19 protein-coding genes and 1 pseudogene are annotated in these 20767 nt (G+C 72.8%); 11 read left to right on the top strand and 9 right to left on the bottom strand.

The features are described 5' to 3' along the window. Window positions 1-429 precede the first annotated feature (429 nt). Window positions 430-636 (top strand): annotated as a pseudogene (locus ACVCAG_RS20120) (transposase); the annotation flags it as partial. Between the two features lie 11 nt (window positions 637-647). Here the strand turns inward: ACVCAG_RS20120 and ACVCAG_RS20115 are convergent. From ACVCAG_RS20115 to ACVCAG_RS20090, 6 genes are all read right to left on the bottom strand, one after another. Continuing rightward, entirely contained in the window at window positions 648-884 is a 237-nt protein-coding gene (locus ACVCAG_RS20115; RefSeq protein ID WP_440084865.1) for a hypothetical protein, read from the bottom strand. A 433-nt stretch (window positions 885-1317) separates the two neighbouring features. After that, on the bottom strand, window positions 1318-1842 hold the full coding sequence (locus tag ACVCAG_RS20110) for a hypothetical protein (RefSeq protein WP_440084834.1): 525 nt from the start codon (window positions 1840-1842) through the stop codon (window positions 1318-1320). A gap of 115 nt (window positions 1843-1957) precedes the next feature. Beyond that, on the bottom strand, window positions 1958-2449 hold the full coding sequence (locus ACVCAG_RS20105; RefSeq protein WP_440084833.1) for a hypothetical protein: 492 nt from the start codon (window positions 2447-2449) through the stop codon (window positions 1958-1960). Between the two features lie 81 nt (window positions 2450-2530). Next, the gene (locus ACVCAG_RS20100; RefSeq protein ID WP_440084832.1) at window positions 2531-3328 is read right to left on the bottom strand and encodes a TIGR03943 family putative permease subunit; all 798 of its coding nucleotides are present in this window, start codon (window positions 3326-3328) and stop codon (window positions 2531-2533) included. A gap of 97 nt (window positions 3329-3425) precedes the next feature. Then, window positions 3426-4457 (bottom strand): permease, encoded by a 1032-nt coding sequence (locus ACVCAG_RS20095; RefSeq protein WP_440084831.1) that lies wholly within the window; start codon window positions 4455-4457, stop codon window positions 3426-3428. A gap of 439 nt (window positions 4458-4896) precedes the next feature. Next, on the bottom strand, window positions 4897-6171 hold the full coding sequence (locus ACVCAG_RS20090; RefSeq protein ID WP_440084830.1) for an MFS transporter: 1275 nt from the start codon (window positions 6169-6171) through the stop codon (window positions 4897-4899). A 116-nt stretch (window positions 6172-6287) separates the two neighbouring features. On the opposite strand from ACVCAG_RS20090, the gene ACVCAG_RS20085 reads away from it, so the two are divergent. The 9 genes from ACVCAG_RS20085 (at window position 6288) to ACVCAG_RS20045 (ending at window position 16775) form a co-directional block, all read left to right on the top strand. Continuing rightward, complete coding sequence (locus tag ACVCAG_RS20085; protein ID WP_440084829.1) at window positions 6288-6449, top strand: hypothetical protein; 162 nt, start codon at window positions 6288-6290, stop codon at window positions 6447-6449. A 202-nt stretch (window positions 6450-6651) separates the two neighbouring features. After that, window positions 6652-7497: a hypothetical protein gene (locus ACVCAG_RS20080; RefSeq protein WP_440084828.1), complete on the top strand. Its 846-nt coding sequence runs from the start codon at window positions 6652-6654 to the stop codon at window positions 7495-7497. Next, window positions 7494-8867, top strand: coding sequence for a CocE/NonD family hydrolase (locus tag ACVCAG_RS20075; protein ID WP_440084827.1), 1374 nt, complete (start codon window positions 7494-7496; stop codon window positions 8865-8867). The genes ACVCAG_RS20080 and ACVCAG_RS20075 overlap by 4 nt, the downstream gene beginning before the upstream one ends. A 62-nt stretch (window positions 8868-8929) precedes the next feature. Continuing rightward, window positions 8930-10336, top strand: a complete 1407-nt coding sequence (locus ACVCAG_RS20070) for a YcaO-like family protein (protein ID WP_440084826.1) — start codon at window positions 8930-8932, stop codon at window positions 10334-10336. 35 nt (window positions 10337-10371) lie between these two features. Further along, window positions 10372-11583, top strand: coding sequence for a YcaO-like family protein (locus tag ACVCAG_RS20065; RefSeq protein WP_440084825.1), 1212 nt, complete (start codon window positions 10372-10374; stop codon window positions 11581-11583). A gap of 169 nt (window positions 11584-11752) precedes the next feature. After that, window positions 11753-12742, top strand: coding sequence for an ABC transporter substrate-binding protein (locus tag ACVCAG_RS20060; RefSeq protein WP_440084824.1), 990 nt, complete (start codon window positions 11753-11755; stop codon window positions 12740-12742). A 104-nt stretch (window positions 12743-12846) separates the two neighbouring features. Beyond that, complete coding sequence (locus ACVCAG_RS20055; RefSeq protein WP_440084823.1) at window positions 12847-13908, top strand: iron chelate uptake ABC transporter family permease subunit; 1062 nt, start codon at window positions 12847-12849, stop codon at window positions 13906-13908. Further along, window positions 13905-14681 carry an ATP-binding cassette domain-containing protein gene (locus tag ACVCAG_RS20050; protein ID WP_440084822.1) on the top strand — a complete coding sequence of 259 codons (777 nt, stop codon included), beginning with the start codon at window positions 13905-13907 and terminating at the stop codon, window positions 14679-14681. The genes ACVCAG_RS20055 and ACVCAG_RS20050 overlap by 4 nt, the downstream gene beginning before the upstream one ends. A 318-nt stretch (window positions 14682-14999) precedes the next feature. Further along, complete coding sequence (locus ACVCAG_RS20045) at window positions 15000-16775, top strand: MOSC domain-containing protein (protein WP_440084821.1); 1776 nt, start codon at window positions 15000-15002, stop codon at window positions 16773-16775. Between the two features lie 272 nt (window positions 16776-17047). Here the strand turns inward: ACVCAG_RS20045 and ACVCAG_RS20040 are convergent, their stop codons facing one another. Together ACVCAG_RS20040 and ACVCAG_RS20035 are read right to left on the bottom strand one after the other, a co-directional pair. After that, a complete protein-coding gene (locus tag ACVCAG_RS20040; protein ID WP_440084820.1) occupies window positions 17048-17710 on the bottom strand; it encodes a response regulator in 663 nt (220 codons plus the stop codon). Window positions 17711-17766: 56 nt separating this feature from the next. Further along, a complete protein-coding gene (locus tag ACVCAG_RS20035; protein WP_440084819.1) occupies window positions 17767-18951 on the bottom strand; it encodes a histidine kinase in 1185 nt (394 codons plus the stop codon). A gap of 158 nt (window positions 18952-19109) precedes the next feature. On the opposite strand from ACVCAG_RS20035, the gene ACVCAG_RS20030 reads away from it, so the two are divergent. Next, a complete protein-coding gene (locus ACVCAG_RS20030) occupies window positions 19110-19346 on the top strand; it encodes a hypothetical protein (RefSeq protein ID WP_440084818.1) in 237 nt (78 codons plus the stop codon). 98 nt (window positions 19347-19444) lie between these two features. On the opposite strand, the gene ACVCAG_RS20025 is transcribed toward ACVCAG_RS20030, so the two are convergent. After that, window positions 19445-20689 (bottom strand): MFS transporter, encoded by a 1245-nt coding sequence (locus ACVCAG_RS20025; RefSeq protein WP_440084817.1) that lies wholly within the window; start codon window positions 20687-20689, stop codon window positions 19445-19447. Window positions 20690-20767: the final 78 nt, after the last annotated feature.

The raw sequence follows: 20767 nt of genomic DNA, 5'->3' as shown, positions 1-20767 counted from the left end.
CCGCATAATAAGAGGACAACGATTTAACCTCGCCATCCCGAAGGTCAAGCTGGCGTGGATCACAGGGGCCTCCTCGATGGCCGCCACATTCCTCACAGCGAACCCGAGTCACTCGTCGATGGGCAGGTCCTCGATGGCGGCGCGACGCTCGTCCTCCGACGGCAACGTGTACCGGCGGGCGGTCTCGTCACTCCTCTTCAGGAAAGTCACTCAGCACAGGGAGGCGCGTGACGGCGGCCTCCATCTGGGCGTGAAGCCGCTCTCGGTTGTGCTCGATGCCGTCGGGGCCTGCGTGCCAGAGGATCCGGTGAACGTCGGGCGCGGGGTCCCAGATCCGGGGCGAGGTGTACCGCTGACGTACACCAGCGACAGCGGCCGGCGGCCACTGGGTGTAGAGCACCAGGGCCTGTTTTCGCATTCGGTCTTCAGATGCTCCGGGACCTTCATGATCATTGGATGCGTGGAGATCTCAATGACGAGCAATGGGCGGTGCTGGAGCCGCTGGAGCCGCTGCTGCCGACTACGGCCGGGCGGGGACGCCCGGCCGTAGTGCCGCGCCGGATGCTGATCGATGGCATCCGATGGCGGATCCGGACCGGGGCGCCGTGGCGGGATCTGCCCGAGCAACATGGGTCATGGCAGACGGTCTACGGCTTCTTCCGCCGCCGGCAACGCGCCGGAGTACGGGCCGCCCTCAACCCGGCCGACGACAGCGATGCCTGGTACGGGTCGGTATCCCTGCTCCCGACGGCGATTACGAGGTCGACCTCGCCAACCCGGACCGACGCGAGCATGAGGTCACCGTTCACACCCATCAGGGCAAGATCGCTCAGCATGTCGGTGGCCGGCCGGCCTTCAACGCACTCGCCGACCAGCCGGCTCACCCACACACTCTTTGAGAACACGCCCTGACCGGCTGCGGATATGTGTCCGCTCAGGGATGTGTGACGTTGCAGGCTGCCTTGGCTCTGGGCGGTGGGGCAGCGGGTCACCACGTCAACTCGGTTCAAGCCGGCGACCGGGACGGATGAGACTGGGGCGAGCCCTCACTTCAGCGGGCTCTGATCGCCTGTCCTCTTCACATCCGATCAGCTCACCGCCACGACGAGAAACGAGAGCTTTCTCACCGCCAACGGCCGTTCCGCTGTTTCTCGATCCCGTCACCGCCGCCCGCAGTTGCGCTTCCACGCCGACGAGCTCTACGGCGGGCTGCTCTCGCTGGTCACCCGCGTTCCTCTCTTCGGGAAAACGGGGAGGAGTCTGCGCCCAGGGGGTCGGCGATGTCCCCGTCCTCCCGGTCGGAGGGTTCGGGAGCGGTCAGCTCAGCCTGAACGAGCTCGCCCGTTTGTAGCAGCCGTAGTGGCCGAGGTGCCCGTACTTGTCGATCCACCGCTTGCCGGCGCAGTCCCGTACGAGGTCTATGTCGGTGTGGAAGAACACGTCGCAGTGCGTGCCGTTGCCCAGCCTGGTGTTCACCGAGCTGACCCGGTCGCCCCAGCCCATGTGGTCCAGCCTCTTGAACTCGTAGTCCGCCTTGCCGGACGTACTCCTGCTGCAGTCGCGGGGGACGGAGATGGTCACGGTGTCGCCGCGGGAGTTGTAGTTGATCCAGTCGTAGAGCACGGCCACGGCGTAGCCGGCCGCGTTGGCGACCCGGATCGCCCGCGACAGGCTGCTGTAGCAACCCAGCCCTTTTCCGTACCTGTCGGCCACGCAGTGGCTGGCCGCCGCGGTGCCGGAGGATACCGAAGCCGGCGTGGCCGCCAGCGCCGTGCCGGATGCGGGCATGATGCCGGCGCCCACGGCGAGCAGGCAGGTGAGCCGAACGGCGAGCTTCCTCATGCGGATCCCTTCGTGGAACATCCAGCGCCGTCTCTGTTGTGAAGGCGATTTCATCGTTTCCCTGTTTCGGATACCGGGAGTTGTTCCTGTGGCGGGGTCCACAGTTTCGGATCGCTCACACCGTCCACAAGGAGATCCTGTTGTCAGCCTGTTCGACGGGCGCCCCCGTACAGGCGTACACGCCGCCTGACAGGTGATCCGGCGGCGAGCGGGACGCGACCTGGCGGCCGCCGGCGAAGGTGCGTCGTAGGTCGTGGGGAGTCAGCGGGGGTAGGGCGGCGGCCGGTCGGCGGACGTTGAGGGCGTCGGCGACCGCGTCCGGGGTGAGGTGCCGCGGTTGTGCGGTGCCCCGGCGGTTCACCGGGACGAACAGCGGTCCGCGGATCTGTTCGGTGGCCGAGATCCAGCGCCCCTTCTTGAGCGCATCCGCGTGCTGCATCACGCGGGTGTCGTCGAGCTCTGTCGGTGCAGCACCTGGTGCCCCGACGCCGGCCAGGTGGAGCGACTGTTCGTCCTGTCCCGGTTGGAGCGTGCCTGGTCCGATCACCTCGCCGGGACCGCAGCGGCCGCGGCGAAGCTCGCGGCCGCACGTCAGGTCCTCGCCCAAGGGCGACCTGATCGAGTCGTACCGTCTGGTGACCGACAGCGCTCGGGAAGGTGAGCCTGAGCCTGTGAGTGCTCCCCGGTGCTACTCGTATTGCTCGTCGGGGGCGTCGATCCTGGTGAGGCTCTTGCCGGTCATCTGGGGGTAGATGACGCCGTTGGGCATTGTGCCGAAGGTCTGCGGGATCCAGGTGCCGGTGACCTCGACCCAGGTGTCGGCGGGCGGTGCCTGCAGGCCCCTCACGGCGACCTTCAGGGGGAAGGCGTCGGCGGCGCAGCAGGCGATCTGCATGCGGGTGACGTACCACTGCCCCTTCTTCTTGGAGGGGGTGACGAAGCCGGTCAGTTTGACCTCGCGGCCGGTGAGGGATTTCTTGTCGTCGTCCCAGGCGCGGCCGATGAAGTCGCCGACGGTCATCTCCACGGGACCGGTGGCGGCCAGCGGGGTGAAGGAGCTCAGGGTCTGGTCGCGGGGCGGTGGGGTGTCGTCGCGGGAGGCGGCGAACGAACCCAGCGCGGGCGGTGCGATCAGGAAGATCGCGAACACCGGCAGGCACAGCAGCCACGCGACCCGGGGGCCGCCGTGCGCGTGGTCGTGGCCGCCTTCGCCGGGCCGGTCGTGATCATGTGAGCGGTGGTCGGCGGGTGAGTGGTCGTGGCCGCCCGAGTGGTCACCTGGGTCGTCGTGGGCCGGGTTCTCCTTCGTCCGGGACGCCTGGAGCAGCCCGATGACCCCCAAAATCACCAGCACCACCCCGGCGCCGATCAGGAACGGCCGGAAGCCGGGTTTGACGTAGTTGAGGTAGGTCGTGGAGAACGCCGAGATCCGCAGCACGGCGCCGCCCAGCAGGGTCAGGAGGAGGTTCTGGGTAACACGGTTCATCGGGGGGCGCGAATTCCTTCCATCGTGCCGGGGCCCGAGGCCGAGCCGTCGGCGTGCCCGGGGGCGCGGAGCGAGGGGGGCGGTGGAGAGGGCGGCGTCATAGCAGCAGCCAGCCGAACGCGACGCTCACCACGACGGCGAGGGTGAAGGTCACCGGGACGAACCTGAGGGCGAAGGACTTGCCGAACGTGCCGGCCTGCAGCGCGATCAGCTTCAGGTCGACCATCGGCCCGACCACCAGGAAGGCGAGCTTGGCGGTGGGGGAGAAGGCGGTCATCGAGGCGGCCACGAACGCGTCGGCCTCCGAGCAGATCGACAGCAGCACCGCCAGCAGCGCCATGACCAGGACGGCGAGCCAGGGCACCTCGGCGATCGCGGTCAGCCACTCGCGGGGGACCGCGACGTTCAGCGTGGCGGCGGCCAGTCCGCCGACGATGAGGAACCCGCCCGCGTGCAGCAGGTCGTGCCGCATCGCCTCGCCGAACTGCACCCATTTCGGGCCGTCGCCGTGTGGCCGGGAGGGGATCCGCAGCCAGTCGGTGCGGCCGAACCTCAGCCAGAGCCAGCCGACCAGCACCGCCACGGTCAGGGAGGCGCCGAAGCGGGCCAGTACCATCAGCGGCTGCCCGGGGAAGGCGACGGCGGTCGCGACCAGCACGATCGGGTTGATCGCGGGGGAGGCGAGCAGGAACGCCAGCGCGGCGGCCGGGGCCACCCCCCTGGCCATCAGACCCGACGCCACCGGGACGGACGCGCACTCACAGCCCGGCAGCACCGCTCCGGCCATCCCGGCGACCGGTACGGCGGCGGCCGGGTGCCTCGGCAGCGCCTTGGTCCAGAACGACGCCGGGACGAACGCCGTGATCGCCGCCGACAGCGCCACCCCGAAGACCAGGAACGGCAGCGCCTGCACGCAGATCGCCACGAAGATCGTGGCCCAGGTCTGCAACGCGGGCGCCGTCAGGTGCGGCGCGAGGGTGAGACGCCCCACCACCAGCAGGATGATGACGAGCGCGAACCCCCACGGCAAAGCATGACTCGCGGAACCTTCACGTCCCCACGAATCAGGGGGAACCGGGCTCTCGTCATCGATCCGCGTGTCCCGCGGGCCGGTTCGAGGCTCAGCCATGCGCTTCATCGTGCCAGATCACGGTGGTGTTCCTTTCGGTACCTTTATCGGTAATCAGGTCCTGTTTCATGAATTTCCTGATGGTGGAGTGATCATTGAGACGATCACCGGGACGTAAGGTCCGGCATGCCGTTTCCAAGTCCTGTGGCCGGCGGGCCGACACCGCGGACGCCGTCCGGCCGGGGTGGCTCGACCGGGTCCGATGCTGACTGTCCGCGAACGCACGCGAGATCCCTTCCTGGTGCTTGGTTCCGCTGCTCCGCTTCGTGAACGGACAGTGCGGCACGATTCGGCATGTTCGCCCCGCCTGCTCGGCTCGTGTCCGAGCGTCTTTGCCGGCGCTTTCGGTCGAACTGCTGTGGAAGGCGCCGAAAGGCCCGCACCACGTATGGCGTGCACGGCTTCGGCGCATGTTGCGCTCCGCGGGCGTGGACGACGGTCAGCGGCCGGTTTGCGCTGATCGCGCCACATCTTCGCCTCCCCCCTCGCCGGGGGCGAACGGCCGGATGCGGATGCCCGCGACCAGCCAGGCCCCACCGGCGACCGCCATGACCAGGCCGAGAACGACGAAGACCACGCTCACGCCCAGCCGGTCGATGAGCATGCCGGTGACGGCGGACGAGACGCCGAGGCTGAAGGTCGCGGTGGCACTCCACAAGGAGGTGACCCGCCCGCGGGTCTCGTTCGGCGTCGTGGTCAGCAAAGTGGTCATGGCCGCCGGGCCGTACACCACTTCGGCGGCCGAGACCAGTCCCCACAGCGCCAGCGCGGGCAGCACGCCCGACGGCAGGCCGAGCAGCATGGTCAGCACGCCCTCGACCAGGCACGACCATCCGATGACCCGGTGGCGCCCACGCGGCCCCATGGCGCGGATCCGGGATGCGGCCGCCACCAGGACCACACCACCCACGGCTCCCTGCACCGCGTAGAACCATCCGGTGCCGCCCTCGCCGAGGTCGTGCACACGCAGCGCCAGGTAGGTCATCGCGGTGATCGCACCGCCCAACCCGAGACAGAACAGCGCCTCCAGCCCCAGCAGCGCGGCGATGACGCGGTTGTGGGCGGCCACCGCGACCCCCTCACGCAGGGAGCGCCACCAGCCGTGCGCGGGAGCACCCGCCGACCGGTCGCCGGAGCGGACCGTCGCGGTGAGCGCGGCCGACAGCAAGAAGGACACCGCGTTGACGGCGAAAGCCCACCGCCAGCCCACCACCGTGACGACGAGGCCTCCGGTGACGCCGCCCAGCGCCTGGAAGACCAGGCCGTTGACCTGAACGGCCGCCGCGTACAGGGGATACTCCTGCGGCCGGGCCAGGCTGGGCATCCAGGCGCCGCGGGCGGCCTGGAAGACGAAGCCGGCGGCGGCGGAGGCGAAGGTCAGCGGGTAGACGAGCCAGAGCCGTCCCGGGTCGTCGGCGAGCAGGAACGCGGCGGCGAGCACCGCCATGAGCACGTCGGTCACCAGCATCACCGTGCGCCGGTCGGCCCGGTCGGCCAGTACGCCGCCCCAGACCCCCGCCAGCACGCCCGGCAGGTAGCGCACGGCCAGGGTGAGCCCGGCGGCCAGGCCGGCCCCGCTGTACTCGTAGACCATCGCGAACACCGCGACGGCGGAGAACCATCCGCCGCACACGCTGACGAGGTTGCCGAACCAGAGCATGCGCAGGTCGCGGTTGCGCACGAGCAGCTCGCGCAAAGTGCGCGCAGGTTCCACCGGTGACCCCCGACGATCGAGTGATGATGATTTTCATTGCTAAGTCACCAAAGATCAAGTATTGACTTTGGTTTTCGTTTTCATTACTCCTTGTAGGGACATCACGGACAACAGGGGTGAACAGCGGGCAGCTGAAACGCGGCCGGATCGTCGACACCGACCCCTGCGAAGAGCTCCTCGTCCGCTGCGAGGCCTACGAACGTCTCGTGCGCTCCCAGGCGGACACCGCGGTGCCGCCGAGCGGAGCGTCCGAGGCTCCTGTCCCCTCGATCCGATGAAAGGAGGTGATTCGGCATGACCGTCAAGAAGCTGAAGGTGAAGGCGCGCAACGCGTCCGTTCACTCGTCCAACCACGCCACGGTGGCGCTCGCCAAGGTGGCCTGGCGCTAGTCGCGAGATGAGACCCCGGGTGCGGGCATGAGCCAACCACGCCCGCACCCGGGTGCGAGGGATGTTACTTCGAAGAAAGGTGCGCTCGCGATGACTTCCGGGCTGGATCGGCCCGCGCGCTGGGCGGCTGGGACCACGTTCGTGCCCACCGGGGACGGGTGGCTGGTCCACGGCCCTGATGAGGACTTCATGGTCGTGCAGGTGCCGCCGCAGGACCAGGCCGCGGTGGCGGGGCTGATCAGCGGGCGGCTCGGGGTGCGGGCCGCGCTCGAGCGCCTCCCGGACGCCGCCGACCTGGTCGCCGAACTCACCGTGGCGCCGCAGGACACAGCCGACGCCGCCGACACAGCCGACACAGCCGCCGCGTCCCCATCCGCGGCCGAAGTCCTCCTGATGGGCGACGGCCCGCTGCTGGACCCGCTTTCCCGCCACCTGCGCCAGGCGGGCCTGACCGTACGGCGGGGCGAGCCCGGCCAGGACCTCCAGCCGCAGGCCGTAGCCCTGGTCGCCTGCGCCGAGTACCTGCCCGACACGGCCTGGCGGGAACTGGACGCCCGCTGCCGCGATCTGCGCCTCGCCTGGCACCGCGGCCACAGCGAGGGCCGCCGCTGGTACGTCGGCCCGTTCACCCCGCCGACCGGCGGCGCCGGGTATGAGGATGTGCGGCTGCGCCGCCTGGCGGCCTGCCCGTGGCCGGACGAGCTGGCCGCCTACTGGGCCTTCCTGGAGGCCGGCGGCCGGCCCGCGGCTCCGGCCGACCCGGCCGGAGCCGAGGTCGCCGCCGCCCTGGTCGCCGCCGACCTGCGCGCCTGGTTCGACGGCGCGCCCCCACCCGGCGGCGGGCACCAGGTGGGGATCGACTTGGCGGCCGGGGAGATCCGCCGTCACCCCGTGCTGCCGGTGCCACGCGGCCTGATGCGTGAGACACCCGCGTGAGCAAGGTGCGTACCGGCCTGACGGTGAAGGCGTCCGACGGCGCGCGGTTGGTGGCCGACCTGGTCCTGCCGGACCGGCTGCCCGCCCCCGCGGTGGTGATCCGCACGCCCTACGGCGCCTCGGGCTGCCTGCCCGAGGCGCTCTCCCTGGCCGAGGCCGGATTCGCCTGCCTGGTGCAGGACCTGCGGGGCCGCCACCTGTCGGAGGGGGCCTTCACCCCCGGCGCCGACGAGACCGCCGACGGCCACGCGAGTTTGGACTGGACGGCGGCCCAGCCCTGGTGCGACGGCGAGGTGTTCCTGTACGGCCTGGCCTACGAGGCCTACGCCGCCTGGTGCGCCGCCGGCCACCCCGCGGTCCGCGGGATCGTCAGCCGCCAGCCCTGGCCGCCGATCGGCTCGCCCGCCCTGGACGAGGAACTGTGGTGGCGCACAGACCTGGGCACCGGCCGGACGGTGCGCACCGGCCTGTACGACGCGGCCCTGGCCCGCGCACCGCACCTGACCGCGCTGATCCCGGCGGCCGCCGTCGCCAAGGCCTGGCCGGTGGACGTCGGCCCGTGGCCGGCCACGCCCAGCACCTACAGGACCGCGGCCCGGCGCATGGCGCGGGCCGCGCGCACCGCCACCGTGCCCAGCCTGCACCTGGGCAGCTGGTACTGCCGGTCGGCGCCGACCACGCTGCGTCAGGCCATGCTGGCAGCACGCGCCGAAGCCGTCGTCGGCGGCTGGGCGAGCGCGCTCACCCACCGCCTCCAGCCCGAGTGCGCCCTGCCGGAACCGGCCGGACCGCATCCCTTCGCGCTGGCACTGGAGTGGCTGGGCGGCTTCCGCCGCAGCGGGTGCCTGCTGCTGGGCACCGGCCGCTGGACGGACACCGATCCGATCCCGCCCGGCCGCCCCGGCTGGACCGCCCTGCCGCTCGGTGCCGACGGCATGCGACTGCGGCACGACCCGGCCGACCCCTGTCCGTCGGCGCCGCACTCCGCCGACCTGGCACCGTTGGCCGACCGCGACGACGTCGTCCGGCTGACCCTGGACGGCCCGTTGTACTGGCACGGCACACCCCGCCTCACCGCCGAGGTCACCACCGACACCGGCACCGAACTGGTCGCCACCCTCGTCCACGAGCAGCCTGATGGCACCGCCACCCGGATGGCCGACGGCACGGCGCCCATCGCGACGGGCACCTCCCGCTGCGAGATCCGCCCGGCCCCGGCCGCGGCCGAGCTGCCGCCCGGCCACCGGCTCCACCTGGAGCTGACCGCCGGGCGCACCCCCCGCTACCCGGCGCCGCAGCGGCGGGCCGAGCTCTCCTTCCGCGACGTGACGCTGCACCTCCCCCGCCCGAGAAAGGACGCCTTCGCATGACGGACGCAGGCGGTACGCCAGGTGTCACGACCGACACAGGCGAGAACACAAGGGGTGACACGATGGGCGCCGCCGACCGGCCGGACATCGCACAGGCCGGCAACGACCCGCTGGCGCTCCTGGCCGACGAGCGCACCGGCCTGATCCGCAGAATCGACCTCCTGGAGCCGGAGCCGTGGTGGCCCGACGGGCTCGCCATCTGCTCGGCCGAGGTGAGCTCGCCCTACCGGCTGCTGCCCTGGCCCGCCGACCGCGTTTCCACCGGCACCGCGTTCGGCGACCCAGGCCGGGCCAGGATGAGCGCCGTCGGCGAGGCGGTGGAACGCTACTGCGGCAACTTCGTCCCCGCCGGCCTGTTCCGCTCCTCCTACCGGCGGCTGCGCGAACCCGCCCTGGACCCGGCCCGGCTCGCCCTGTACCGCGACGCCCAGCACGCCGAGCCCGGCTTCCCGTTCACCCCGTTCACCGCGGACCTGGAGGTGCTGTGGACCCAGGGGACGGACCTGAGGGACGGCACGCCCGCCTGGCTGCCGGCCTCTCTCGTCTACGTCAACTACTTCACCCCGCCCCGCACCGGCGAGCCGCCGACCAACTACGCCATGCTCGCCGGCATCGCCGCCGGGTCCTCCGCGCGAGCCGCCCGCACGGCCGCGCTGGAGGAGGTCATCGAACGCGACGCCACGGTCGTGTGGTGGGCCGGCGAGCTGCCCGCCCGGCCCGTCACCGGCGCCGGCCATCCCGCGGCGCCGCTGCTGCCGGAGGCCGAACCCGGCTGGTACCGCGCCGCCGGTGCGGCCGGAAGCTGCCGCTACCGGGTCGTGGCCATCCCCACCGTCTTCGAGGTCGCGGTCCTGGGCGTGCTGCTCGACGACCCGCAGGCCGGCATCGCCGTCTTCGGCGTCGCCGCGCGTCCCGATCCCGCCGAGGCCGTGCGCAAGGCGCTGGCCGAGGCCGTCACCCTGCGCCGCTACGCGCTGGGCCTGATCGACCCGGAGGGGGAGATCTGGGCCGCCGCAGCGGCCGGCGTCATCGACGCCCGCATCTTCAAGCCCCACCGCGCCGACCGCCGCTACGCCGACGACTACCGAGGCGACTTTCGCGATGTCGTCGATCTGGGCTGCCACAGCCAGCTCTGGCTCGACCCCCGGATGCGCGCGCACCTGGCGCCGATCACCGCCTGCACCGACGCGATCGCCCTGGCCGACCTGCCGCACGTGGACGGCGATGTGCTCGACGGCTACCTCGAGCGGGTCGCCGCCCAGGGACTGGGCGCTTACGCGGCCGACCTGACCACCCCCGACATCGCGGCCGCCGGGCTGTCGGTCGCCCGGGTGATCGTGCCCGGCGCCTACTCCAACGCACCCGCCGCCTTCCCCTTCCTCGGCGGGCACCGCCTGCGCGAGGACCCCGCCCGGCTCGGCCTGCGAGCCGCCGACCGGGTCAACCTCGTCCCCCTGCCGCACACATGATCCCCGTCGACTCCCGAACCGGTCTCGTCACCGGCGTGCGCACCGCACTCCTGCGCGGTCGCCTGCACGTCGCCTTCGCCGACCTCGCCGCCACCGCCGGGTACGGCCTGCCGCTCGGCAACCCCACGGTCTGCGGCGCCTCCTGGCACGATCCCGCCGAGGCCCGCCGCCGCGCCCTGGGAGAGGCGGCCGAACGCCACTGCGGCCACCTCGTCCCCGGAGACCGGCTGGTGCGGGCCACCTGGCACGAACTGGCCCCTGGCGCCGTCGACCCGCAGACCCTGGCGCTGTACTCACCCGAACAGACCGCCCGCGACGGATTCCCCTTCACCGGGCTGGCGCGTACCGACCGCACCCACTGGGTGCGGGGTGGTCACTGTGACGGCGCGCCGGTCTGGGTGCCCGCCGCACTGGCCTGGCTCACCCCCTTCCGCGTGCGGTCCCGGCCCGTCGTCCTGCCGGTGTCGGCCGGGATCGCCGCGGGCCCCGACCTCGCCTCCGCGCGCTCCTCGGCGCTGGCGGAGGTCGTGGAGCGGCACGCGCTGGCCACCGCCTGGGCCTCAGGGCGCGCCTTCCCTGAACTGGCGGACGTGCGGCTGCCCCAGGTGCCCGGGGTGCGGCTGAGCGCGCACGCCGTACCGAACCTCCTGGACGCCCCGGTGGTGCTGTGCGTCGCCGAGGACACCGGAGAAGAATTCGGCGGGACGGCGGGGGTCGGCTGCGCGTTCGTTCCCGGAGCCGCCGACCCGCTGACCGCGGCCGCCTGGAAGGCCGCGGCCGAAGCCGTCCAGTCCCTGGACACCACCGCCCAGCTCGCCGCGGGCGACCTGTCCGAGTGGGAGCGCCCGCACGGCCCGCTCGCCCCCCACCGCCCCGACCGCGCCTTCGCCTCCTCCTACCGGCCCGACCTCGCCGACGTCACCGACGTCACCTGCCATCTGCAGCTCCTGGCCGACCCCTCCTTCTCCGCCCGCGTGCTGACCCGCCTGGCCCGCGGCGGGCTCACGACACCCGCGGAGCCCACCGTGATGGGCCGCTTCGACACGGACGCGGCGCTGACCGGCAGCGGCCTGCAGGCCGTCACGGTGGACCTCACCAGCCCTGACGTCGCCGTCTGCGGCCTGGCCGTCGCCCGCGTCGTCGTGCCCGGCCTGAGGGCCACGGCCCCGGCGGCCTTCCCCTTCCTGGGCGACGGCGCCGACCCCCTCCCCGGCCGCCCCGACCTGTCGCCGGTGCCCCATGCCTGAGCGCCCGTCCCGTCCCCCCGGACGACCTGCACCGTGAAGGGTTCGCCGCCGGCCGGGCCACGTCGGCCGGAGCCGAACCGCCCGGCGCGATCCTCGACGTACTCCGGCCGCGCGGCCGCCACGCCGACCGCCTGAAGAACCCGCACCAACCCGAAAGAGAGCACCTCCGATGAGACTCATCGCCCCTCGCGCGGCCCAGGCCCTGCTCGCCGGGGCCACCGTGCTCGCCGCCGCCGCGTGCGGCCAGACCGCCGGCCCCGCCACGGGCACCACCGCCGCCGCACAGGCCACCGCGCGGCCCTCGGCCACCCCGGTGGAGGTGAGCAACTGCGGCGCCACCTACCGCTTCGAGCGTCCGCCGCAGCGCATCGTCACCTCCAGCACGATCGCCACCGAGATCGTGCTGGCCCTGGGCGCCCGCGACCGGCTGGCCGGCACGGTCGCCCCGGGCGAGCTCCTGCCCGAGGTCGCCCCCGCCTTCGAAGGCGTGAACATCATCGCCAAGTCCGCCTTCCCACCCCCTTCCAAGGAGACGGTCTTCGCCGCCAATCCCGACTTCGTGGTCAGCGGTTACGGCGACGACTACGGCCCCAAGGCACTCGGTGATCGGGCACAGCTGCAAAAGGAGGGCGTCGACTCCTACCTGCTGTCGGGCAACTGCCCCGGCCGCAAGGCCACCGTCGAGGACACCTATACCGACATCCGCGAGCTGGGCCGCGTCCTGGGCGCCCAGGACGCGGCCGAGGACCTGGTGAGCAAGCTCACCGCCGAGGTGGAGGGCGTGAAACCGGTCTCCGGCACCCCCAAGGTGTTCGACTACGCGGGCGGCCTGGAGAAGCCGAGCACCGCCGGATCCAACGGCCTGATCGACGACCTCATCCGCCGAGCCGGCGGCGAGAACATCTTCCCCGAGGTGACCTCCTACGCGCAGATCTCCTGGGAGGAACTGGTCAAGCGCGACCCCGACGCCATCGTCGTCGAGGACCAGGCGTTCGAGCCGGCCGACAAGGCGATCGCGTTCTTGACCTCCTACGAGCCGATCAGGAACGTCACCGCGATCAAGGAGAGGCGATTCATCGTGATCCCGGTCAACGACACCCAGCCCGGCCTGCGCAACGGCCGGGCGCTGAAGACGCTCGTCGCCGGATTGGCCAAGTGACCTCTCCGGGGGCGGAGTCCCAGGCTCCGCCGGGGACGCCAGGGCCGCAGCGGCCACCGGGCTCCGCGGGACCCTCCGTCGCGGCTTCGAGACGGCGGGGCCCGGTGTCCGGCGCGCCGCGACGACCAGCGCCGGCCGGCCGCCTGACCTTCCTGGGCACGCTGGCCCTGCTGTCGGCATTGCTGGGTGTCTCGCTGGTCGCCGCCGTCGGTCTCGGGCCGGTCGCCATCGGTTCCGGCGACGTCGCCCGCATGCTCGGCCATCGGCTGCTGCCCTGGTTCGTGACCGAGGCGCCGGCCGGCCCCCAGGCGGTCATCGTGCTGGACATCCGCTTCCCCCGAGTCCTGCTCGGCGCCGTGGTCGGCGCGGGGCTGGCCCTCGTGGGCGCGGTGCTGCAGGCCGTACTGCGCAACCCGCTGGCCGACCCCTACATCATCGGAGCGAGCTCCGGGGCGTCCCTGGGCGCGGTGCTGGTGATGCTGGCGGGACTGTCACCGTTCGGGCCGCTGTCCCTGCCGCTGTCGGCCTTCGCCGGCGCCATGGCCGCCTTCACGCTGGTCCTGGCGCTGTCACGGCGCGGCGGACAGCTGGCACCGACCCGGCTCATCCTCGCCGGTGTCGCGGTCGCCGCGCTCACCGAGGCCGTCACCAGCTACATCGTGCTCACCACACCGGACAAGGAGGTGCGCTCGGCGCTGTTCTGGACCCTGGGCGGCCTGTCCGGCACCCAGTGGCGCGACGTGGGCGTGCCCGCGCTCATCGTCGCCGCGGCCACCGTCTGGGCCGCCACGCGGGCAAGCCTGCTCAACGCCCTCGTGCTCGGCGACGAAGGCGCCACCGGCCTGGGGGTGGAGGTCGACCGGCTGCGGCTGCGCCTGATCGTCATGTGCGCGCTGGTCATCGGCACGGTCGTCGCGGTGAGCGGCGGCATCGGCTTCGTCGCGCTCATGGTCCCGCACGCCGTACGGCTCGTGCTCGGCGGCGACAACCGCCGCCTGGTCCCGCTCGCCGCGCTGACGGGAGCGCTCCTGCTCGTCTGGGTCGACGTGGCGGCCCGCATGCTCAACCAGCCCGACGAGATCCCCATCGGGGTGATCACCGCCGTGCTCGGCTCGCCCTTCTTCCTCATGCTGCTCATCCGCGCCGATCGAAGGGCCCTGCGATGAACGTCGACATCCAGGACGTCTCCTGGCTGCACGTGCTGCACGACGTCAGTCTCACGGCCGGTTCCGCAAGGGTGACCGGGCTGATCGGTCCCAACGGCAGCGGCAAGTCCAGCCTGCTGCGGTGCGTCTACCGCCGGATCCGCCCGGACCGCGGCAGGGTCCTGATCGACGGCGCCGATGTGTGGCGGACCCCGCCACGCCAGATCGCCCAGCAGGTCGCCGTCGTCACCCAGGACACCCCCGCCGACCTCGACGACAGCGTCGAGCAGATCGTCGCCCTGGGCAGGATCCCCCACCTCGGAGCGCTGGGCCGGCTCTCGGCCGCCGAACGGGCGCTCATCGCCGAGACGATGGAGCGATGCGACGTCTCCGCGCTGGCGCACCGGCCGTTCGCGACCCTGTCGGGAGGCGAGCGCCAACGGGTCCACCTCGCCCGCGCACTGGTCCAGCAGCCCCGGCTACTGATCCTCGACGAGCCCACCAACCACCTGGACCCGCGCCACCAGGTCGACCTCCTGCGGCTGGTCCGCACGCTCGGCATCACCGTCCTGGTGACCCTGCACGACCTCCAACTCGCGGCCGCCGCCTGCGACCGCCTCGTCGTCCTCGACGGCGGACGCATCGTCGCCGACGGCCCGGTGACCGAAGTGATCACCACAGACCTCCTGCGCGCGGTCTACCGGGTCGAGGCCGAGGTAGGTCACGGACGTGACGGCCTACCCCGGGTCTTCCTGCCGCTGGACCGGCTCACCGAACCGATGCACCCGAGGTGACGGAAACCGGGGACCGGGCGCGCCGGCGGCTCACCCCCGAAGCAGGCCGGACAGGTCCCAAAAAGCCGACGGCCCCGACATCGGCCCGGCCTGAATTTACTTGGTAAAGGAATCCGGGCCGCACACCATGTGCGGCCCGGATTTCGTCATCTCCTGGCGAATCACGTCAAGGCGCGGAAAGAGGACTGGAAGATGAACGCCACGGCCGGGGCCGCGCTGCGCGCAGGCACGGGGACCGTGCTGCGAGATCCCAGCTGACCTGCGAGAACGAGGTATCGTGCAGGGGAGCCCGGTGCCTCTTGACGAGGGGGAAGACACGTGGCGACGCTCCTGTCGATCAATGTCGGCCTGCCCAGGGACGTCCCGTGGCACGGCACGACGGTGCACACCGGGGTGTGGAAGCGGTCCGTGGCCGGGCCGCGCACGGTGCGCCGGCTGAACATCGACGGGGACGGCCAGGGAGACCTTCGGGGGCACGGCGGCGAGCACCGCGCGGTGCTGGTCTACCAGATCGACTCCTACCGGCACTGGCAGGAGGAGTTCGGCCGCGACGACTTCGTCTACGGGCAGTTCGGGGAGAACCTCACGGTCGACGGGCTGCCCGACGACGAGGTGTGCGTCGGCGACCGCTACCGCGTCGGGGAGGCGGTGTTCGAGGTCACCCAGCCCCGGGTCACCTGCTACCGGGTAGGCCTGCGGATGAACGAGCCGCGGATGGCGGCCCTGCTGGTGTCCCACCGGCGTCCCGGGTTCTACTTCCGGGTGATCACCGAAGGGCGGGTGGAGGCGGGCGACGAGATCGTCAAGGTCGCCTCCGGACCGGAGGCGATGTCCGTCGCGGAGATCGACGCCCTGCTCTACCTGCCGGGGCACCCCCGCGACCGGCTGGAGCGGGCGCTGCGCATCCCCGCACTGAGCGAAGGCTGGCGGGCGTCCCTGCAGGCCCTGCTCGACCGGCCTGATGACAAGGGCACGAAGAAGGGATCGGCGGGGAACCCGGGGCTGACGCCCGCCGCGGCCGGGCCGCCGCCCGCCTGGCCGGGGTTCCGGCCGCTGCGGATCACCCGGATCGACGCCGAGAGCCGCAGCGTGTTCTCACTGACCCTGGAGGCCACCGGCGGGAAGCCGCTGCCGGCCGCCCTGCCGGGCCAGTTCCTCACCGTACGGCTGCGCCCCGAGGGCGGCGGTCCACCGGTCATCCGCAGTTACTCGCTGTCCGGCCCGCCCGACGCCGGTCGCTACCGGATCAGCGTCAAGCAGGAGCCCAGGGGTGTCGCCAGCACCTATCTCCGCACCCACCCGCGTGTCGGCGACCTTCTCGAAGTGGCGGCGCCGCGCGGCACGTTCACCCTGGAAGACGGCGACGCTCCGGTCCTGCTGCTCTCGGCGGGCATCGGCGCGACCCCCGTCCTCGCCATGCTGCACGCCCTCGCCGCCGCCCGCTCGACCCGCGAGGTGTGGTGGCTGTACGGCACGCGCGGCGGTACGGAACACCCGTTCGCCGCGGAGAGCGGCGGCCTTCGCGCGCTGCTTCCCAACGCGCACGAGCACGTCTGCTACAGCCGGCCCGCGCCCGGCGACCGCCAGGGAGCCGACTACGGCACGGCGGGACGGCTGTCGGTCGAACTGCTCGGCCGCCTCGGCGTCCCGCACGCCGCCGACGCCTATCTTTGCGGTCCTCCTGCCTTCATGCGCGACCTGCCGCCCGCCCTCGTCGCCTCCGAACTCGCCCCCGCGAGCGTCCACACGGAAGTCTTCGGCGCGGAGGCGGCGCTGACGCCGGGAGTGGCCCCGGTAGCCGCCCGCCCCCCGCACCCACCCGTCGGCGCGCCGGGAGCCGGGCCCGCCGTCACGTTCGCGCGCAGCGGCCTCACCGTCTCCTGGGACCCCGCCTACGAGAGCCTGCTCGAACTCGCGGAGGCGTGCGATGTGCCGACCCGCTGGTCGTGCCGTACCGGGGTCTGCCACACCTGCGAGAGCGGTCTGCTGTCCGGCGCGGTCGGCTACTCGCCGGAGCCGGTGGACGCCCCCGCCGACGGCAACGCGCTGATCTGCTGCTCGCAACCCCGCGAGGACCTCGTCCTCGACCTCTGACGCCCTGTCCCGCCGTCGGGCCGGACACGGAGGAACCCCTGTCCGGCCCGCCGCGCCGGGGAACTCGCGACAGTCGAGTACGCGAGCTCAGCTCATGCTCAATGGCCGGACCCGGCATGCGCTGGGCCTGGCGGCGCCGCGGCTCGTTGACCGGCCGCGTGATGGCCGGGTGTTCGTGACGAGGCGTCGGTCTCCGGGCGGCACTGGGCGGAGCCCGCTCGGCGCGGCGAACCGGCGGCGCGTCCGGTACGAGTGCCCGCCCGGCGGCGGTCTCACAGGCCTCCCGGCGTGCTCGCGTCGTGGACCAGCAGGGCGATCTGGACCCGGTTGTTGAGATCCAGCCGGGTCAGGATCCGTGACACGTGCGTCTTCACCGTCGGCAGCGCCAGATGCAGCTCCCGCGCGATCTCCGCGTTGGAGCGGCCGCGCCCGACCGCCAGGGCCACCTCCCGCTCCCGCTCGGCCAGCAGCGCCAGCCGGGCCCGGGCGGCGGCGGCCCGGTCCTCCTGCCCGGAGCCGTCCGTCACCTGCTCGATGAGGCGGCGGGTGACGGCGGGGGAGAGCACCGGATCTCCGGCGGCCACCGTCCGGACGGCCGTGACGATGTCCTGCGGCGGGGTGTCCTTGAGAAGGAAGCCGGCCGCGCCGGCGCGCAGCGCCCGCAGCACGTGCGCGTCGGTGTGGAAGGTGGTCAGGACCAGCACCTCCGGGGCACCGGGCCGGGCCCGGAGCCTCTCGGTGGCGGCCAGCCCGTCGACGCCCGGCATCCGGATGTCCATCAACACCAGATCGGGTCCGTACGCGGCGACCAGGGCGGGCACCTCCGCCCCGTCGGCGGCCTCCGCGACGATCTCGACGTCCGGGGCCCCGCCCAGCATCAGGCGCAGCCCGGCCCGCACGATCGCGTCGTCGTCGACCAGCAGGACGCGGATCACCTCGTCCCCCTCCTCGGCTCAGGCCCGCGGCGGACGCGGGTCATCTCGTCCCCTCCTCAGCCCCGGCCCGTGACGGGCGCGAGGTCCGTCGCCGGCCAGGGTAGTGAGGCGTGGACCCGGAAACCACCGTCGGCGGGACCGGCCGTCAGCTCACCGCCCGCCAGGCGGGCCCGTTCGGCCAGCCCGATCAGCCCCTGCCCGACGCCCCCGCCCTCGCTCGCGCCGGAGGCCGGAGCCGGTCCGGGCGGCGGCGCGTTACGGACCTCCACCGCCAGCCCGCCCGCCGGGCCCCCGGTCACCTCTACCGCGATCGCCGCGCCGGGCGCGTGCTTGCGTGCGTTGGTCAGCGCCTCCTGGACGATCCGGTACGCCGTACGCCCCACCACGGGCGGCGGCGCCGGTCCTTCCGGCGGCCCGGTCAGCTCGATCCGGCCGCCCGTCGCCCGGGCCTCCGCCACCAGCCGGGCCAGGTCCGCCAGTTCCGGCTGCGGGCGCTCACCCTCCTCAGGTCCGGCCCGCAGCACCCCGATCACCTCGCGCAGGTCGCGCAGGGCCAGGTGGGCGCTCTCCCGGATCACCCCGGCGGCCCGCGCGATCTCCTCCCCGGGCGCGCCCGGGTTGAACTCCAGCGCTCCCGCGTGCACGCTCAGCAGCGACAGCCGGTGACCGAGCACGTCGTGCATCTCGCGGGCGATCTCCTCCCGCGTCTCCCGCCGGACCCAGTCGGCGCGCGACTCCGCGTCCGCCTCCGCCAGTTCGGCACGCTCTCGCAGCGAGGCGATCAGCTGCTGCCGGGAGCGCCGGAACAGCCCCCACCCGACGGCCCCGGCGATCAGCGCGAAGTACGCCAGCGCCGAGTCCGCGCGGGCCTCGGGTATCTCCGCCACCTGCCACAGGAAGACGGGCAGCGGCGCGAAGGCCAGCGCCGCCACCCACGCCGTGACCCGCCACGGCCGGGTCGCGGCCACCGTGAACACCGCCACCATCGCCGGGCCGGTCAGGTGGTGCGCCTGGGTGCCCGCGAGCAGCAGCGTCACCGCCAGCGTCACCGGCCAGCGCCGCCGCAGGAGCACCGCCGCGCACCCCAGTCCGCCGGCCACCTGGTCGGCGTCCCGCCACACGGGATCGAGGTCCTCGGGGATCGGGACGGACTGCGAGCTGACGGCGGCGAAACAGGCGGCGAAGAGGAACAGCGCCAGGTCGGCGACCCAGTCGCGGCGGGTGCGGTGGATGCGGCGCATACTCAGAAAACCTACGCGCCCCCCGCCCGCGAACGGGCGTCCAGGCCGCGGCCGGATACTTAAGTACGACCCCCGGCCCGCCGGCGGCCGACCTTGGTCACCATCCGGCCGTCTTGAGCCCGATCCGGGGCCCGGAGCCACACGCCTACCGTCGGGCCATGACCTCCACCTCGAAGTCCCCCCTGGCGGCCTTGTCCGGCCTGATCTGCTTCGTCCTCGTCGTCGGCGGTGCGAGCGGCCTCCTGCACGAGTGGTTCGGCTGGATCCACTTCATGGGCTTCGTCCGTTTCCTCGTCCCCGGCGGCTACGAGATCTACAGCTACGTCGTCATGATCGTCCTCGGCCTCGCGGTGGGCGCGGCCGGCGACGCGGTCACCCGGCGAGGCCGCGGATGACCCACCGGGCGTCCACGAGCCGGCCCGCGGAACGGCGCGGCGGGTCATCCGGCGGGAACGGCCGCCCGGCCTCGGCGGTCCCGCAGCGCCCGCGCCCGCTACCCGGACACCCCCTCGGCGGCCGGCTCCGCCCGCCGGGTTCGCAGGGCCCAGCGCACGGCCGGTCCCGTGGCGAGGCCGGACAGCAGGAACAGGCCGCCGAGCACCAGCCAGCCCGGGGTCCCCCAGGTGAGGATCAGCGTCGTGAGCAGCAACGGGCCGAGCATCCTGGCGACCGCCGCGCCGGACCCGAAGAAGCCCTGGTACTGCCCCTGCCTGTCGGCCGGGGCGAGATCGAACCCGATCTCCCAGGCGCCGGAGGCGTGCGCCATCTCGCCGAACACCTGCAGGCAGGCCGCGAGGAGCAGGACGAGCGCGGCGGCCCACGCCGAGGACCAGGCCGACGACGCCGACGACAGGGCGAACACCGCGCACGCGGCGAGCAGCACCGCGCCCGCCCGCCGTACGGACCTGGAGGCGCTCTCCAGGTCCGTGACCCGCCGGGCCACCCGCACCTGGAACAGCACGACGCCCAGGGTGTTGAGGATCAGCAGGGCGGAGACCGTCCAGCTCGGGGCCTCGGTCCGCTGGACGATCCACAGGGGGATGACCAGGCTGAGCAGCGGCATGTTCAGCAGCGTGACCATGTTGAGCAAGGAGAGCAGGGCGTACGGCCTGTCCCTGAGCACCGCTAGCGCCGGTTCGCCCGCCGGTGCGGCCGCCGCGGGCGGCACAGGGGGGAGGCGGAGCAGGATCAGGGCGGAGAGCAGGAAGCTCAGCGCGTCCATCCCGAGAACCGTCAGGTAGGCCGCCCGGGTGTCGAGGTGCAGTGCCGCCCCGCCGAGCGCGGCGCCGACCGCCAGACCGGCGTTGACCGTCGCCTGCAGGTGGGCCCGGACCCGCGTCCGCCGCGTCCTGTCCACCAGACCGGCGAGCAGCGCCTGCCTGGCCGCGGCGAGACCGCACTGCGAGATCGCGTACAGGCAGGCGGCCACCACGAATACGGGGAAGGAACGGACGAACAGGAACGAGCCGACCGCGGCGGCCGTGGCGACGGCCAGCAGGACCGCCGTGCCGCGAGGTCCCCGGCGGTCGGCGAGGTGGCCGAGCGGGACGCCCGCCACGAAGCCGACGGCCCAGCCGAACGTCAGCGCGAAGCCGACCTGGGTCGGCGAGAGCCCCACGATCCGGATGAAGTAGAGCGCCGAGCACACGTAGTACGCGCCGTCCCCGATGGAATTGGTCAGTTGCGCGAGGGCGAGGACCCGGGGCGGCCCGGACGAGGGCATGATCCGGTTGAGCATGGTGCTCCTTCATCGGCTGTTCGGTCGTCACGGGCTTGGCGGGCCTCGCCGCGAGCCGTGCAGAGGGCAACTTTAGGG

It is taken from the genome of Streptosporangium sp. G12, assembly GCF_052983175.1.
The sequence above is the reverse complement of the archived record's forward strand: the minus strand, read 5'-3'. Positions and strand labels throughout refer to the sequence as shown.